Consider the following 13,950-nt stretch of genomic DNA (forward strand, 5'->3'; position numbering starts at 1 on the left):
AAACCCAATAAGGTAGTCCTCGTCGCCGTCATGAGAAAGCTCATCGTCCTGGCAAACACCCTCATCACCAAAAACCGCATCTGGACACCAAATCCACCTTGACACCAAACACAGATGCTCATCCGCCTGCCGGCACCTTCTCCCCGAGGGGAGAAGAGATTGTGCCGCAACCTTCTCCGTCCCCACCAACCTTTCGCAGGGCACGTCCCCCTCACCCAGAAGGAAGCCCTCAGGCTTCCATCGAATAGCCGGCGCCGCGGACGGTGCGGATGACGTCCTGCATGTTGGAGAAATTCAGCGCTTTGCGCAGGCGGCCGACATGGACGTCGACGGTGCGCTCGTCGACATAGATATCGTGGCCCCAGACGCCATCCAACAGCTGCGAGCGGGAGAAGACCCGGCCCGGCGACGACATCAGGAATTCCAGCAGGCGGAATTCGGTGGGGCCGAGGCGGACTTCACGGGTCTTGCGATGGACGCGATGGGTTTCGCGGTCGAGCTCGATGTCACCGCATTTCAGCACCGTCGACAGCACCTCGGGACGGGCGCGGCGCAGCATCGCCTTGACGCGGGCAACGAGTTCGGGGGTCGAGAAGGGCTTGACGACATAATCGTCGGCGCCCGTCGACAATCCGCGGACACGCTCGCTCTCTTCGCCGCGCGCCGTCAGCATGATAATCGGCAGGCGCTCGGTTTCCGGCCGCATGCGCAGCCGCCGGCAGAGCTCGATGCCGGAGACCCCGGGCAGCATCCAATCGAGGATAAGAAGATCTGGCGTGCGCTCCTGAAGCCGCATTTCGGCTTCGTCGCCACGAAGGATGGTATCGACCTCGAAGCCTTCCGCTTCGAGATTGTAGCGAAGGAGCACGCTGAGGGCTTCCTCGTCTTCAACAACTGCAACTCTCGGGATCATGCGTATCGGTCTCCTCGCGCATGATCCTTAAACCGGGGGTGATTTAAGCAATGCATCCTGCGCAAATTCAGAAATTGGCTGCGACCTCTTTGCGCGCCCGGACGGGCGCGCACGCAATTGACTGGTCCGGGCGACTGGCCCGGGCGGTTATTCCGTGACCGCGCCGACGGTGTTGGCGCTGTCGTCCTTCGGCCGGTCGCCTTCCGGCTGCGCGCCTGTCGTCATGTAAAAGATCGTTTCGGCGATGTTGGTGGCGTGGTCGCCGATGCGCTCGATGTTCTTGGCGCAGAAGAGAAGATGCGTGCAGCTGGTGATGTTGCGCGGATCTTCCATCATGTAGGTCAGGAGCTCGCGGAACAGCGAGGTGTACATCGCGTCGATCTCGTTGTCGCGTTCGCGGATCGCATTCGCCTTGTCGGCGGAACGATTGGTGTAGACGTCGAGCACTTCCTTGAGCTGGACGAGCGCCAGCTCGGACAGATGCTCGAGGCCGCGGGCGAGCTTGCGGGGAACGCCGGTGCTTTGGACGGCGATGACGCGCTTGGCGGTGTTCTTGCCGAGGTCGCCGACGCGTTCGAGATCGGCGGCGATGCGGATCGAACCCATGATTTCGCGCAGGTCCGCAGCCATCGGCTGACGGCGGGCAATGGTGACGATCGCCTTGTCGCCGATTTCGCGTTCGGCATGATCGAGGATCACGTCGTCGGAGATGACCTTCTGCGCCAGCGCGGTATCGCCATTGACGAGCGCCCGGACGGATTCGGCGACCATCTGCTCGGCCAGACCGCCCATTTCGGAAATCCGCCTGGACAGGAACTTCAAATCATCATCATAGGCAGAATAAATATGTGTCGATGCCATGGGGCTTTATCCTCGAATAACGGGAAGGCTTGGTGTCGCCAAAATCAGCCGAAACGACCCATGATGTAGTCCTGGGTGCGCGGGTCGTCGGGATTGGTGAACATCTTGTCGGTGTCGTTTTCCTCGACAAGATTGCCAAGGTGGAACATGGCGGTGCGCTGCGAGACACGCGCGGCCTGCTGCATGGAGTGGGTGACGATGACGATCGTGTAGTTCTCGCGCAGCTCGTGGATCAGTTCCTCGACCTTGGCGGTGGCGATCGGGTCGAGCGCCGAGCAGGGCTCGTCCATGAGGATGACCTCAGGGCTGACGGCAACGGCACGGGCAATGCAGAGGCGCTGCTGCTGACCGCCGGACAGGCCGGTGCCGGATTCATGCACGCGGTCCTTGACTTCGTTCCAGAGACCGGCGCGCTGCAGGCTGGTCTCGACGATCTGGTCGAGGTCGGCCTTCGACTTGGCAAGGCCATGGATGCGCGGGCCGTAGGAGACGTTTTCGTAGATCGTCTTCGGGAACGGGTTCGGCTTCTGGAAGACCATGCCGACGCGGGCGCGAAGTTCGACGACGTCGATATCGGGATCATAGATATCGTCGGTATCAAGCGTGATCTTGCCGGTGACGCGGCAGCCGTCGATCGTGTCGTTCATGCGGTTGAGGCACCGCAGGAAGGTCGACTTGCCGCAGCCGGACGGGCCGATCAGCGCGGTTACGGTGTTTTCGCGGACGTTCAGGTTCACATCGAAAAGCGCGCGCTTCTCGCCATAGTAAACCGAGACTTCCTTTCCGATCATCTTATACGGGACGTTGCTCATCTTGCGATCCAGCGCCTTTTCAACTGCAGCTTCCGTCAACATGTTCATGATGTTTAACTCCGTTTACCAGCGGCGCTCGAAGCGACGACGCAAGAGGATGGCGCCCATGTTCATGACGATAAGGAACAGGAGCAGGACGATGATGGCACCCGAAGTACGCTCAACGAAGGCACGTTCGGCCTCGTTGGCCCACATATAGACCTGTACGGGCAGAGCCGTCGAGGGATCGAGCGGTGTCGTCGGCGCGTTGGCGACGAAGGCGACCATGCCAATCAGGAGCAGCGGCGCGGTTTCGCCGAGCGCGTGCGCCAGGCCGATGATCGTGCCGGTGAGGATGCCTGGCATGGCGAGCGGTAGAACATGGTGAAACACCATCTGCATCTTCGACGCGCCGAGGCCGAGCGCTGCGGCGCGGATCGACGGCGGCACGGCGCGCAGAGCCGCACGCGTGGCGATGATGATCGTCGGCAGGGTCATCAGCGTCAGCACCAGGCCGCCAACCAGCGAAGCCGAGCGCGGCAGGCCGATGAAGTTGATGAAGACGGAAAGACCGAGCAGGCCGTAGACGATGGAAGGAACCGCGGCGAGGTTGTTGATATTGACCTCGATCAGGTCCGTCAGCTTGTTCTTCGGCGCGAACTCCTCGAGATAGATCGAGGCGGCGACGCCGATCGGCAGAGCGAGCACGAGGACGATCAGCATCAGGTAGAGCGAGCCGATCAGGGCGACGCCCAGGCCTGCGGCCTCCGGACGACTGGAATTGCCGTTGACGAAAAGGCCGGTGTTGAACTGCTTGTGGAGAGCGCCGCTCGCCTTCAGCTCGTTCATCCATGCAACCTGCTTGTCGTTGACCTTGCGGTTCTTCTCATCGACGGAGAGATCGATCTGGCCCTTGCTGGCGCTGTCGACATTGGCGTCGGCGAGCAGGGTGACGTCGACCGTCCTGCCGATGATCGACGGATCGGCGATCACCATATCGCGCAGCTGAATCGGAGCGCTCTTCGACAGCATGGCGGATGCATCGCGCACGTCGGGACGGCTCGAGGCATTGATGTTCAGCTGCTTGACGATCGCGTCACGCAGGAGAACCGGATAGTTGGCGGCGATCAGCACCGAAGGGTCGGTCGCACGCTTGTTGTTCGGATCGATCGCCTTCTCGGAAAATTCGATCGGCAGGGTGATCGCCGTCTGCTGGAAGGCGGTATAGCCTTTGCCGATCACCGTCCACAGCAGGATGAAGAGGAAGACGAGACCGAAGGTGATGGCGGCGATGCCATAGGCCTGGAACCGGCGCTCGGCAGCATAGCGGCGCTTGATGCCGATATCGCGGCGCGCGGGCGCCGTGGAAACGGTGACGCCTGATGTGGGAGAAACAATATCCGTCATTCGTACTGCTCCCGGTATTTGCGCACGATGTAGAGCGCATAGATATTGAGGCAAAGCGTGATGCAGAACAGCGTGATGCCAAGGGCAAAGGCAACCAGCGTCTGCGGCGAGGTGAACTCAAGGTCGCCGGTCAACTGATTGACGATCTTGACGGTCACCGTCGTCATCGGCTCGAAGGGATTGATCTGGATGCGGGCGGCGACGCCGGCGGCCAGCACGACGATCATGGTTTCGCCGATGGCGCGCGAGGCCGTCATCAGCAATGCGCCGACGATGCCGGGAAGGGCTGCCGGCAAGACCACTTTCTTGATGGTTTCGGAGCGTGTGGCACCAAGACCGAGCGAACCGTCACGCAGTGACCGCGGCACGGCGGTGATGATGTCGTCCGACAGCGAGGACACGTAGGGAATCAGCATGATGCCCATGACGATGCCGGCCGTCAGAACGCTCTGCGCCTGGATGAAATTGCTGTAATTGCCGGACAGAAGGCCGCTAATCTGGGCGGAGAAATCGCGCAGGAACGGACCGACGGTGACGAGCGCGAAGAAGCCATAGACGATCGTCGGAATGCCAGCGAGCACTTCAAGCAGCGGCTTGGCGACCCCGCGCAACTTCGGCGAGGCGTATTCGGCCATGTAGATGGCGGCGAAGAGGCCGACCGGCACGGCGACCAGCATGGCGACCAGGCCAATATAGATCGTTCCGAGCAGCAGCGGGATGAGGCCGAACTGACCGAAGGACGAGCTGCCGGCGCCGGCAAAGCGCGGATCCCAGACGGTGCCGAAGAAGAAGTCCATGGCGGGAACGGCGGCAAAGAAGCGGGCGGCTTCCGACAGCATGGAGAACACGATGCCGATCGTCGTCAGAATGGCGATCGAGGAGGCGAGCAGCAGGCCCCAGAGCATGACGCGCTCGACCCGGTTGCGGGCGCGGAAGCGCGGAGCAATGGAGCGCAACGCATAGAAGGCGCCAGCAATGGCGAGAGCGAAGACAACAGCCGTCATGGCGATGCGGCTCGTCATGCTCAGGGCATTGAGCTTTTTGGCGGCGTCGAGCATGTAAGGCAGCGGCTGGCTGGCAAGCGGCACACCCTTTTCGAGGAGCTTGGCCTGCAGGGCAGCCGGATCGTTGCCGACCGCAGCAGTTTCATCCGAGGTCAGCATCGTCAGGCCGCGGGCGACCGTCGCCACCGTCGAATAGCCAAGATCCTGCTCGACCGAGACTTGCGCCTTGATGTCGTCAGGGAAAGCACCGCGAACCGAGGACTGGATGATGCCGGGGCTGATGGAGAGCCAGAGGCAGAGGACGATGAGGGCAGGAAGAACCGCCCAGATCGCCGCATAGGCGCCGTAATAGGCTGGCCGTGAATGCAAAGCGGAGGATCGGCCTCCGGCAAGCGCCGTGGCCCGGCTGCGCGCGACCAGATAGGCGGCGGCGCCGATCACCCCAAGGCACAAAAGTATGATGGATGTGCTCATTCGTTACGTCCCCAGGCCCATAGCCCAAAAAGCCCGGCAGCTTCATCAGCCTGCCTTCGGCTTCAATCACGGAGAAGGAATTCCAACCCTGCAGCTCCAGAACCGGCGGCGCGCAGGGACATAGACAATGCCGGCGCGGGCTGAAAGGCGCCGCGCCGGCAAAGTGATTACATGGACTTGCCGGCTTCGACGTCCTTGCGGATGGCGTCGCGCTCGGCATCCGGAGCGGCAACGAGGCCGTATTCGGCGAGCGGACCGTCAGGGCCGATCATCTGGTCGGATACGAAGAAGTTGACGTATTCCTTCAGGCCAGGAACGGCGCCGAGATGTGCCTTCTTGACGTAGAAGAACAGCGGGCGGGAAACCGGGTAGGTGCCGTTCGCGATCGTTTCGGTGGACGGAACGATACCGCTCATGCTCGCAACCTTGAGCTTGTCGGCATTGTTTTCGTAGAAGGAAAGGCCGAAGACGCCGACGCCGGTCTTGTTGGCGGCGATGCGTGCGAGGGTTTCCGGATAGTCGCCGTCGATGTCGACTGCAACGCCGTCCTTACGGACTGCGACGCAGGCCTTGCCCTGGGCAGCCTTGTCGGCGATTTCCTTGGCGATGACGTCGATTGCGCCAGAGGCCTTGCAGCCGGCGGCGAGCACGTTCTGTTCGAAGACTTCGCGGGTGCCGTGCTTTTCGCCCGGGATGTAGACGGCGATATCAACAGCCGGAAGCTTCGGGTTGACTTCCGACCACTTCTTGTACGGATTGGCGACAAGCTTGCCGTCAACGACGACCTGGGCTGCGAGGGCCTTGTAGATGTCGGCAGGAACATAAGCGACGTCAGGGTTGGAAGCGTCGGTTGCGAAGACGATGCCGTCGTAGCCGATCTTGACTTCCTGGATGTCGGTTACGCCGGCGGCCTTGCAGGCTTCGGCTTCGTTCTTGTTGATCGGACGCGAAGCGTTCGCGATGTCGATAGTGTCTTCACCAACACCCTTGCAGAATTCCTTCAGACCAGCGCCCGTGCCGCCGGATTCAACGACCGGCGTCTTGAAGTTGGTGAAGGTTTCGCCGAAGGACTCGGCAACGATCTTTGCGTAAGGCAGGACGGTGGACGAACCAGCGATCTGAATCTGGTCGCGGGCGACGGCAGCGCCAGCGAAAGCAGCAGTTGCAGCGAGCGCGGCAACGGTGAGCTTGAAGGTGTTCATGTAAATCTCCCGGTATTTGGGCTTGTGTGAGTGCGGCCTTAGAGAGGCCCTCGCATGCCTTTTTTCATCGGCGAGACTCTCTTAGCGCTTTATGCACCGTCCTTTTATGTCAAAGCCGTGAAACATTTGTGACAGGTTAAGCTGCTGATTTGTAATACAGTATTCTGAATTGACCGATCGATCATGTCGGGCGACCGGCAAAGTTCGGTGGTCAGTCCACCTCGCGTTGTAAAAACCAGCCGCACAGCAGAGACGGGCAGTGAGGCGGCGGCTTTCCGCTTCCGCCGTTTCATTAACGTTGTTCCGCGGTGATTTGGGGCCGGCGGAGGTACATGGCGGGGGCATCTCGATTCCCTCTTCTCCCCAGCGGGGAGAAGGTGCCCGTAGGGCGGATGAGGGGCCGGCGAAGCCGGTCTTTCCAATAACCCGTGAACCGTGCAGGCGTCGCCTCGACCATCGTCAAGGCCCTTGGGCAGGCGTGGCGGGATAGGTGAATTGCGTGAGAGGTCTGCCGTGCGGCCCCCTCATCCGCCTGCCGGCACCTTCTCCCCGAGGGGAGAAGAGGACATGCCGCGACCTCTCCGTTCCCCGCCCAGTTCTCATAGAGCATTGCGTCAGAACCGCACCGTAAAATTGGTGCCCTTGCCGACTTCCGACTTGACGATCAGCCGTGCCCGGTGGCGGGTGAGGATGTGTTTGACGATGGCGAGGCCGAGGCCGGTGCCCTTTTTCGAGCGGCTGTCCTCGATGCTGACGCGGTAGAAGCGCTCGGTCAGCCGCGGCACATGCTCGGCCGGAATGCCTGGGCCCTTGTCGACGATGCTGACCTCGATCGGCTGACCGGTGCCGTTCTTCAGCCAGACATCGACGACCTCGCCCTCCTGGCCGTATTTGCAGGCGTTTTCCATCAGGTTCTCGAAGACCTGGACAAGCTCGTCGCGGTCTCCGAGCACCTCGACCTTGCCGTCGGGCAGATGCAGGTTGATGACGACGCCGACATCCTTTGCCAGCGGCACCAGCGCATCTCTGACATGGCCGAGCAGCGGCACCAGATCGACCTTCTCATCCGGGGCGATGTGCGATTTCAGCTCCAGGCGCGAGAGCGACAGCAGGTCGTCGACCAGCCGGCTCATGCGCGTCGTCTGATCGAGCATGATGTTGAGGAAACGCGCCTGCGCCTTCAGATCGTTCTTCGCCGGCCCCTGGATGGTTTCGATGAAGCCGCGCAGCGAGGCAAGCGGCGTGCGCAGCTCGTGGCTGGCATTGGCGACGAAATCCGACCGCATGCGATCGATGCGGCGGACCTCCGATATATCGCGGAAGGACAGGATGAAATAGCGCTCATGCGGGCCGTCATCGGCTGCGAATTCTATGGGCGCGCTGCGGACGATATAGACGCGCTCGGACGGCAGCCGCTCGGCATGCTCTATCTGGTTCGGAGCGTTGGTGGCGATGGTTTCGCGCACCATGTCGAGCACGCCGGGCGAGCGCAGGCGGGCCGATATATGGGCGCCGAGCGCCACTTCGCCAAAAGCTTTCTCGGCAGCACGGTTCTGGAAGAGCACCGAGGCGTCGTCCGACAACACCATGACCGGGATATCGAGGCCGGAGAGCGTGGCGGAAACCTCCGGCAGGCGGCTTGGCGGCGCCTCAGGCTCGATCTCCACCGGCGGGGCCGGTTCGGCCTCGATGATCGGCGCCTCATTGAAAAGCGCGGTGAGGATCATCACAAGCAGGAGGACAAGCACAACCCACTTGTTCATGCCGGCGGCAAGCGCGGCGAGCGCGCTGAGGATCGCCGCAAGCAGCACCGGCCGTTCGCGCCTTATGCGCGCCAACAGGCTTTTTCTCCACGGAATTTCGTCTGGCAAGTGCCCTCGCGGCGTCGATTCGTTTTTCTCTATATTGAACTCTGCCTGATAGCGGCAATTCATGACAGAAGTTTTCGGGTGGCCGCACCTCAAGCGAAAGGCCGCAGCCGAAACCCACGAAAAATGATCGGCCGCCCGTGAAAGATTTGATTTTCAACGGTAACTATGTTCGCCTGCAGAAAGAGAACAATCAGGCCGAGGAGCACCATATGGACGAGAAGGTCGAAAACAGGGCCGTGGAGCTGGAGATCCGCGGAAAGAAACGCATCTTCGATGTCGACGATCCTACCCTGCCGGCCTGGGTCGAGGAACGCGCACTGGAATCCGGCGACTTTCCCCACAAGAGGAAGCTCAAGGAGGAGGACTATCTGGAGCAGTTGGAAAAGCTGCAGATCGAACTCGTCAAGGTGCAGTTCTGGCTGCAGGCTACCGGCAAGCGGGTGATGGCGCTGTTCGAGGGGCGCGACGCTGCCGGCAAGGGCGGTGCGATCTCGGCCTCCTCGGCGCATATGAACCCACGCCTTGCGCGCGTCGTGGCGCTGACCAAGCCGACCGAGCGCGAACAGGGGCAATGGTATTTCCAGCGTTATGTCGCGCAGTTTCCGACATCAGGCGAATTCGTGCTGTTCGACCGCTCCTGGTACAACCGCGCCGGCGTCGAGCCGGTCATGGGTTTCTGCACGCCGCAGCAATATGAGGACTTCCTCAAACAGGCGCCGCAACTCGAAAAGATCATCGCCCACGAGGGCATCTTCTTCTTCAAATTCTATCTCGATATCGGCCGCGAGATGCAGTTGAAGCGTTTCCACGATCGCCGGCATGATCCGCTGAAGGTCTGGAAACTGTCGTCGATGGACATCGCGGCGCTGACGAAATGGGACGATTACAGCGACAAGCGCAACCGGATGCTGAAGGAAACCCATACGGATTTCGCGCCCTGGACGGTAATCCACGGCAATGACAAGCGGCGCGCGCGCCTCGAACTCATCCGCCACATGCTGAACAGGATGGATTATGACGGCAAGAACAAACAGGCGCTCGGCACGGTCGATGCAGAGATCATCGGCTCAGGGCCTGGATTTCTGAAATAGGCGCCGCGCGGAGTTACCGGCTCTGCCGGGACCGGAGTCACCGTTTGCACGGGACTGAGGTCACCGGCTCTGCCGGGACCGGAGTCACTGCCCCGGCAGGATGCGGATGGCGAAGAGGTTGATGCCGCGCGCCTTGCCGTCGAGATCGCTGTTGATCGTCAGCGTGCCCGGCGAATTCGGCGCCAGCGAGCGGTCGAACTTCACCTGCAGCAGCGCGTCCGATTTTTCCCGGGTGACGTTGAAGCGATGGCGGGCGCAATTGCCGAGCGTCTGGAAATTGCACTCGACGGTGACCTGGGTCGGCTCGTCGCTGGTCGACTGCAGCGTCAGCGCGATCGTCGAGGATTTGCCGGCCAACTGCTGCAGCACCGAAGGCGGGACGCTGATCGAGACATTGCCATCGGCTGCACCGCTTTCGGAAATCAGCCGGACGGCGGGGCCATCATTCTCGTCGATTTTTTCGATGCGCGCCCGCGGGCCGCTTTGAATCTTGTCGGCGTCCTCAGGTTTGAACAGCGGGATCCAATCGGCCGAGAAACTGTTCTGCGGGTCGATGGTCACCGGCTGATCGGTGTGAGAGCCCGCATTCCCGGCGCTATCGTCATTGCCGGTGAAATCCTCGGGCTGGGTGCTTGCCGGCGGATTGGCGACGCTGGTGTCGCGCTCGGCCGCCGTCATCAGCAGGCCCGATGTATGTGCCCACCAGGCGCCGATGCCGATGAAGGCGAGCAGGACGCACCAGACGAGCAGCCTCGAAAAAAACTTGCGCGGCTTGCGGCGGCCTGCCGCCCGCTCCGGGCGGAAATCCATATTGGTGGCGCGCTGACCGCGGGCAAGGCGTTCCTCGCCGACGGGGGCGGCAGCCAGGTGATCGGCATTGCCGGCATGCACGTCGTCGAGGCTGGACTCGTCGCCGCGGCTGAAGGCCACCTCGGGGGTGCGGGTTTCGCCTGCGGGCACGGGACTATCGATAAGGCTGTCGATATCGGCCACTTCACCGCGCGGAACCGGCGGCGCCGGCATTTCCACGACCGGCGGCACGGGCACTTCAGGCGGCCTCTGGCGGGGGTGAAGGCGCTCGCGCTCCTCGCCTTCGATGGCGTGGATGGTGCTTTCCAGGCGATGGCGGTGATGGGCGACGACCTCGGTGTCGGTGATATCCTGCTTGCGCAGGCCGGCTTCCAGCGCCTGGCGGGCCGACTGATAGATCCTCGCTCGAACCTCCGGATTATCGCGATCGGAATTTTCGAGCGCAGTTCTGATGGCCGTTTCTAATCCGCTCACGTCAAGTCCTTCACCTTGAATTCGGCATCGGACTGCAATCCCCGCCGTTCTCCATCAAAATTCGGTAGCGGCAAGTGCGGCAAACCGCAAGCCTTGCGAGGGCGGGCCGCGGTTGATCGGCGGGGATAGTCGGCAGGTTTCACCGCTTGCGGGCCTTATTATATGAGCTTTCTCGGACGTATATATTCCGGCTGAAATCGACGAAGGCATGGCAGCCGCTCTTTTATCGCATTTTCATCTCTGTTATGAGATTGACGTTTTCGTAAACGTCAGTGGAAGCGGTGAACCATGGCCCTGCCCCCGATCCTCAAGGACAGATTGAGACTGCCGGTCGTCGGCTCGCCGCTGTTCATCATCTCGCATCCGGCGCTGACGCTGGCGCAATGCAAGGCAGGCATCGTCGGCGCGTTTCCGGCGCTGAACGCCCGGCCGGAAAGCCAGCTCGACGAATGGCTGGCCGAGATTACCGAGGAGCTTGCCCGCCACGACACCGCCCATCCCGAGCGGCCGGCCGCCCCCTTTGCCGTCAACCAGATCGTCCACATGTCGAACAAGCGGCTGGAGCATGACCTCTTGCTCTGCGTCAAATACAAGGTGCCGATCGTCATCTCCTCGCTCGGCGCCGTGCCTGAGGTCAACGCCGCCGTGCACTCCTATGGCGGCATCGTGCTGCATGACATCATCAACAACCGCCATGCCCATTCGGCGATCCGCAAGGGAGCCGACGGGCTGATCGCAGTTGCCGCCGGGGCCGGCGGCCATGCCGGCACGCTGTCGCCCTTTGCCCTCGTCCAGGAAATCCGCGAATGGTTCGACGGGCCGCTGCTGCTGGCAGGCGCCATCGCCACCGGCGGCGCCATCCTCGCCGCAGAAGCGATGGGCGCCGACATGGCCTATATCGGCTCGCCCTTCATCGCAACGCAAGAGGCGCGCGCCGCGGACGCCTACAAGCAGGCGATCGTCGAAGGCGCCGCTGGCGATATCGTCTATTCCAACTATTTCACGGGCGTGCACGGCAACTATTTGAAGCCCTCGATCGTCGCCGCCGGCATGGACCCCGACAACCTCCCCTTAGCCGATGCCTCGAAGTTGGATTTCGAGCAGGCTATCGGCGGCGCCAAGGCCTGGAAGGACATCTGGGGCAGCGGCCAGGGCATCAGCGCCGTCAAGGCGGTCGAGCCGGTCAAAAAACTCGTCGACCGGCTGGAAGCCGAATACAGGGCGGCGCGCGCCCGGCTGGCGCTCTGAGGCGCGCCTTCCCGCCCCCTCCCTCTTTTTTGCCAAAGCCATGACAGGGTGCTTGAATTCTTCGATCAATGCCTGTATCAGCGCCATGCAAATCGCAGGCCGCATGCTTCGGCCGCGAGGGGCCGCTTTAGCTCAGGTGGTAGAGCACATCATTCGTAATGATGGGGTCGCAGGTTCGAGTCCTGCAAGCGGCACCAGTTCTTCGCGTGCTGAAAATCTATATTTTAAGCCTCTCTTAAAAGTCTGAATCCATCCTATAGACTGCTTTTGGCCACTCGGCCGGCAAAGCTTCAACAGTTTGAGAGCTGCTTCACTCAAGGGGCTGGCTGCCCTTCATCTACATATGCGCGACCAATGCCGATCGAACGAGAGCAGGTTAGCGATTAGGAGGATCCATGAAGACATCGCTTTTAAGCATCGCGCTTTTCACAATTACCCTATCCGCTGCGCAGGCAGCAGACTTCCCTCTCGCCTCGTGTGCTGGATGGAACGGAACGCTCGTCAGCAGGACCGGCACCGATTCAAGCACTGCCGTTATCACAGGCAAGCTCACTCGGGCCGACTTCCAGGAATATTGCAAGCGAGACCCGGGATGGGAGACAACAGTCCATGGCGGCAAACTTACCGTCAAGCAGTGCGTGGCGATGTACACAAAAGAGAATGGGAAAGACACTTTCCGTTCCACCGCCAATTGCAGCGAAGGCACCCTCTCCTTCGAACCTTCTGCCGGAAAACCGGTGAGCGTCACTTTCCCATTACCAGAGAATTCAGACGTTTCGTGCGCTTCGGGGATGCCGCCGCTGATCGAGCAATTCAGGCTTCTCTGCCCTCAGGCGGCACGGGAGTTTCATTTGATGGATGACGAATAACAGTGGGTGGATTCGGCATGCTCTCACTACTGCTTCTCCATGAAGCTTTGAGGCGGTATTTCGAGTCAGCTCTCAAATGATGGCGGGGTTGCGCCCTGCGCCGCTGACCGGTCCGCATAAGCGCGAGGACGAGCGCCGATCTGCATAGCCAGCACGGTCCGAACAATTCCCACGCTGCGGCCGATCTGGCTTCAAACAAAATTTCGAGCCTCGACAGCCGGCTTTTCTGCCCATCATGGAGATACAGGTCCAGTAGTCGCCCAAGCCGTTATCTGTCCCAATCAAACGACCGTGAAAACCGCAACTACGACAGCAACAATGCCACCCCCGTTCCGGTTTCCTCCCCTGAGACAACAAGCATGGAGAAAATCATGTCCTGCAAGTTCATCGCGATATCATTGCTTTCGATCGGCCTGGCCGGTTCGGCCATGGCGCAGACGGCCGGAGGTGCGGATGCCAATGGGCGGCTTTCGGTGGCGCCGATTATCGGCGGATCGGGGAGTTCGGGCGCCGGTTCCGCCGGCGCCGGGTCGGCGGGCACTGGTTCTGTCGGCGGCGGTGCAATGGGTACCGGGTCTGTTGGCACCGGTTCTGTCGGCACCGATCCCGGCACCACCGGCAGCACGACCGGCAATGGCGGCGTCAATCTCAATAGCGGCCGCAGCACGATCAATCCCGGCGGGGTCAATCCCAACCTGCAGCAGACGCCGGGTTGCGCGGGAGCGGCCGGCACGGGCACGGATAACAGCTCGGTCGGCGATGCGTGCCCGCGATGAGGCCCGCGATGAGGATAGAGCGATTGTTCGCCTACCCTCCGACAGAATGAAGGCCCGGCGTCGCTCAGCCCGGGCCTTCGCTTTCGACCGAAGGTCCCTGACATCGCGCGAAAAGGATCGCTGCCGTCAGAAACCGGTCGCGGCCTGCTTTACCGTTCG

Annotated in this window: 12 protein-coding genes, 1 tRNA gene and 1 pseudogene; 6 read left to right on the forward strand and 8 right to left on the reverse strand. The window is 61.6% G+C overall.

Annotated elements, in window-relative coordinates:
* Positions 1–102: pseudogene (locus tag ACIPSK_RS31065) on the forward strand (IS110 family transposase); the annotation flags it as partial.
* A gap of 127 nt (positions 103–229) precedes the next feature.
* On the opposite strand, the gene phoB reads toward ACIPSK_RS31065, so the two are convergent.
* The 7 genes from phoB to phoR all read right to left on the reverse strand — a co-directional run bounded on the left by phoB (position 230) and on the right by phoR (position 8,490).
* Complete coding sequence (gene phoB, locus ACIPSK_RS31070) at positions 230–913, reverse strand: phosphate regulon transcriptional regulator PhoB (protein ID WP_003545181.1); 684 nt, start codon at positions 911–913, stop codon at positions 230–232.
* 147 nt (positions 914–1,060) lie between these two features.
* Complete coding sequence (gene phoU / locus ACIPSK_RS31075) at positions 1,061–1,774, reverse strand: phosphate signaling complex protein PhoU (protein WP_017966872.1); 714 nt, start codon at positions 1,772–1,774, stop codon at positions 1,061–1,063.
* A gap of 44 nt (positions 1,775–1,818) precedes the next feature.
* On the reverse strand, positions 1,819–2,634 hold the full coding sequence (pstB, locus tag ACIPSK_RS31080; protein WP_017966871.1) for a phosphate ABC transporter ATP-binding protein PstB: 816 nt from the start codon (positions 2,632–2,634) through the stop codon (positions 1,819–1,821).
* A 15-nt stretch (positions 2,635–2,649) separates the two neighbouring features.
* Positions 2,650–3,972: a phosphate ABC transporter permease PstA gene (pstA, locus tag ACIPSK_RS31085; RefSeq protein ID WP_162117015.1), complete on the reverse strand. Its 1,323-nt coding sequence runs from the start codon at positions 3,970–3,972 to the stop codon at positions 2,650–2,652.
* On the reverse strand, positions 3,969–5,450 hold the full coding sequence (gene pstC, locus ACIPSK_RS31090) for a phosphate ABC transporter permease subunit PstC (RefSeq protein ID WP_026154418.1): 1,482 nt from the start codon (positions 5,448–5,450) through the stop codon (positions 3,969–3,971). Before pstC ends, pstA begins: the two co-directional genes overlap by 4 nt.
* A 167-nt stretch (positions 5,451–5,617) precedes the next feature.
* A complete protein-coding gene (locus tag ACIPSK_RS31095) occupies positions 5,618–6,652 on the reverse strand; it encodes a substrate-binding domain-containing protein (protein ID WP_017966868.1) in 1,035 nt (344 codons plus the stop codon).
* Positions 6,653–7,266: 614 nt separating this feature from the next.
* Positions 7,267–8,490, reverse strand: a complete 1,224-nt coding sequence (gene phoR / locus ACIPSK_RS31100; protein WP_162117016.1) for a phosphate regulon sensor histidine kinase PhoR — start codon at positions 8,488–8,490, stop codon at positions 7,267–7,269.
* A 242-nt stretch (positions 8,491–8,732) separates the two neighbouring features.
* Between phoR and ppk2 the strand changes: the two genes are divergently transcribed.
* The gene (gene ppk2, locus ACIPSK_RS31105) at positions 8,733–9,614 is read left to right on the forward strand and encodes a polyphosphate kinase 2 (RefSeq protein ID WP_026154417.1); all 882 of its coding nucleotides are present in this window, start codon (positions 8,733–8,735) and stop codon (positions 9,612–9,614) included.
* A gap of 84 nt (positions 9,615–9,698) precedes the next feature.
* Here ppk2 and ACIPSK_RS31110 read toward each other — a convergent pair whose 3' ends face one another.
* The gene (locus tag ACIPSK_RS31110; protein WP_017966865.1) at positions 9,699–10,898 is read right to left on the reverse strand and encodes a hypothetical protein; all 1,200 of its coding nucleotides are present in this window, start codon (positions 10,896–10,898) and stop codon (positions 9,699–9,701) included.
* Positions 10,899–11,186: 288 nt separating this feature from the next.
* On the opposite strand from ACIPSK_RS31110, the gene ACIPSK_RS31115 reads away from it, so the two are divergent.
* From ACIPSK_RS31115 to ACIPSK_RS31130, 4 genes are all read left to right on the forward strand, one after another.
* Positions 11,187–12,146 carry an NAD(P)H-dependent flavin oxidoreductase gene (locus tag ACIPSK_RS31115; RefSeq protein ID WP_017966864.1) on the forward strand — a complete coding sequence of 320 codons (960 nt, stop codon included), beginning with the start codon at positions 11,187–11,189 and terminating at the stop codon, positions 12,144–12,146.
* A 121-nt stretch (positions 12,147–12,267) separates the two neighbouring features.
* A tRNA-Thr gene (locus ACIPSK_RS31120) sits at positions 12,268–12,343 on the forward strand.
* A 198-nt stretch (positions 12,344–12,541) separates the two neighbouring features.
* Positions 12,542–13,015 carry a hypothetical protein gene (locus tag ACIPSK_RS31125; protein WP_017966863.1) on the forward strand — a complete coding sequence of 158 codons (474 nt, stop codon included), beginning with the start codon at positions 12,542–12,544 and terminating at the stop codon, positions 13,013–13,015.
* A gap of 371 nt (positions 13,016–13,386) precedes the next feature.
* Positions 13,387–13,791 (forward strand): hypothetical protein, encoded by a 405-nt coding sequence (locus ACIPSK_RS31130; protein ID WP_017966862.1) that lies wholly within the window; start codon positions 13,387–13,389, stop codon positions 13,789–13,791.
* The last annotated feature ends 159 nt before the right edge of the window (positions 13,792–13,950 follow it).

It is taken from the genome of Rhizobium sp. LARHSG275, assembly GCF_052871115.1.

What these genes read in the sequence shown, in the direction of transcription:
- ppk2 (WP_026154417.1), top strand. Translation starts at nt 8,733, where the DNA reads ATGGACGAGAAGGTCGAAAACAGGGCCGTGGAGCTGGAGATCCGCGGA.
- ACIPSK_RS31115 (WP_017966864.1), top strand. Translation starts at nt 11,187, where the DNA reads ATGGCCCTGCCCCCGATCCTCAAGGACAGATTGAGACTGCCGGTCGTC.
- phoB (WP_003545181.1), bottom strand. Translation starts at nt 913, where the DNA reads ATGATCCCGAGAGTTGCAGTTGTTGAAGACGAGGAAGCCCTCAGCGTG.
- pstC (WP_026154418.1), bottom strand. Translation starts at nt 5,450, where the DNA reads ATGAGCACATCCATCATACTTTTGTGCCTTGGGGTGATCGGCGCCGCC.
- pstB (WP_017966871.1), bottom strand. Translation starts at nt 2,634, where the DNA reads ATGAACATGTTGACGGAAGCTGCAGTTGAAAAGGCGCTGGATCGCAAG.
- ACIPSK_RS31125 (WP_017966863.1), top strand. Translation starts at nt 12,542, where the DNA reads ATGAAGACATCGCTTTTAAGCATCGCGCTTTTCACAATTACCCTATCC.
- pstA (WP_162117015.1), bottom strand. Translation starts at nt 3,972, where the DNA reads ATGACGGATATTGTTTCTCCCACATCAGGCGTCACCGTTTCCACGGCG.
- ACIPSK_RS31130 (WP_017966862.1), top strand. Translation starts at nt 13,387, where the DNA reads ATGTCCTGCAAGTTCATCGCGATATCATTGCTTTCGATCGGCCTGGCC.
- phoU (WP_017966872.1), bottom strand. Translation starts at nt 1,774, where the DNA reads ATGGCATCGACACATATTTATTCTGCCTATGATGATGATTTGAAGTTC.
- ACIPSK_RS31095 (WP_017966868.1), bottom strand. Translation starts at nt 6,652, where the DNA reads ATGAACACCTTCAAGCTCACCGTTGCCGCGCTCGCTGCAACTGCTGCT.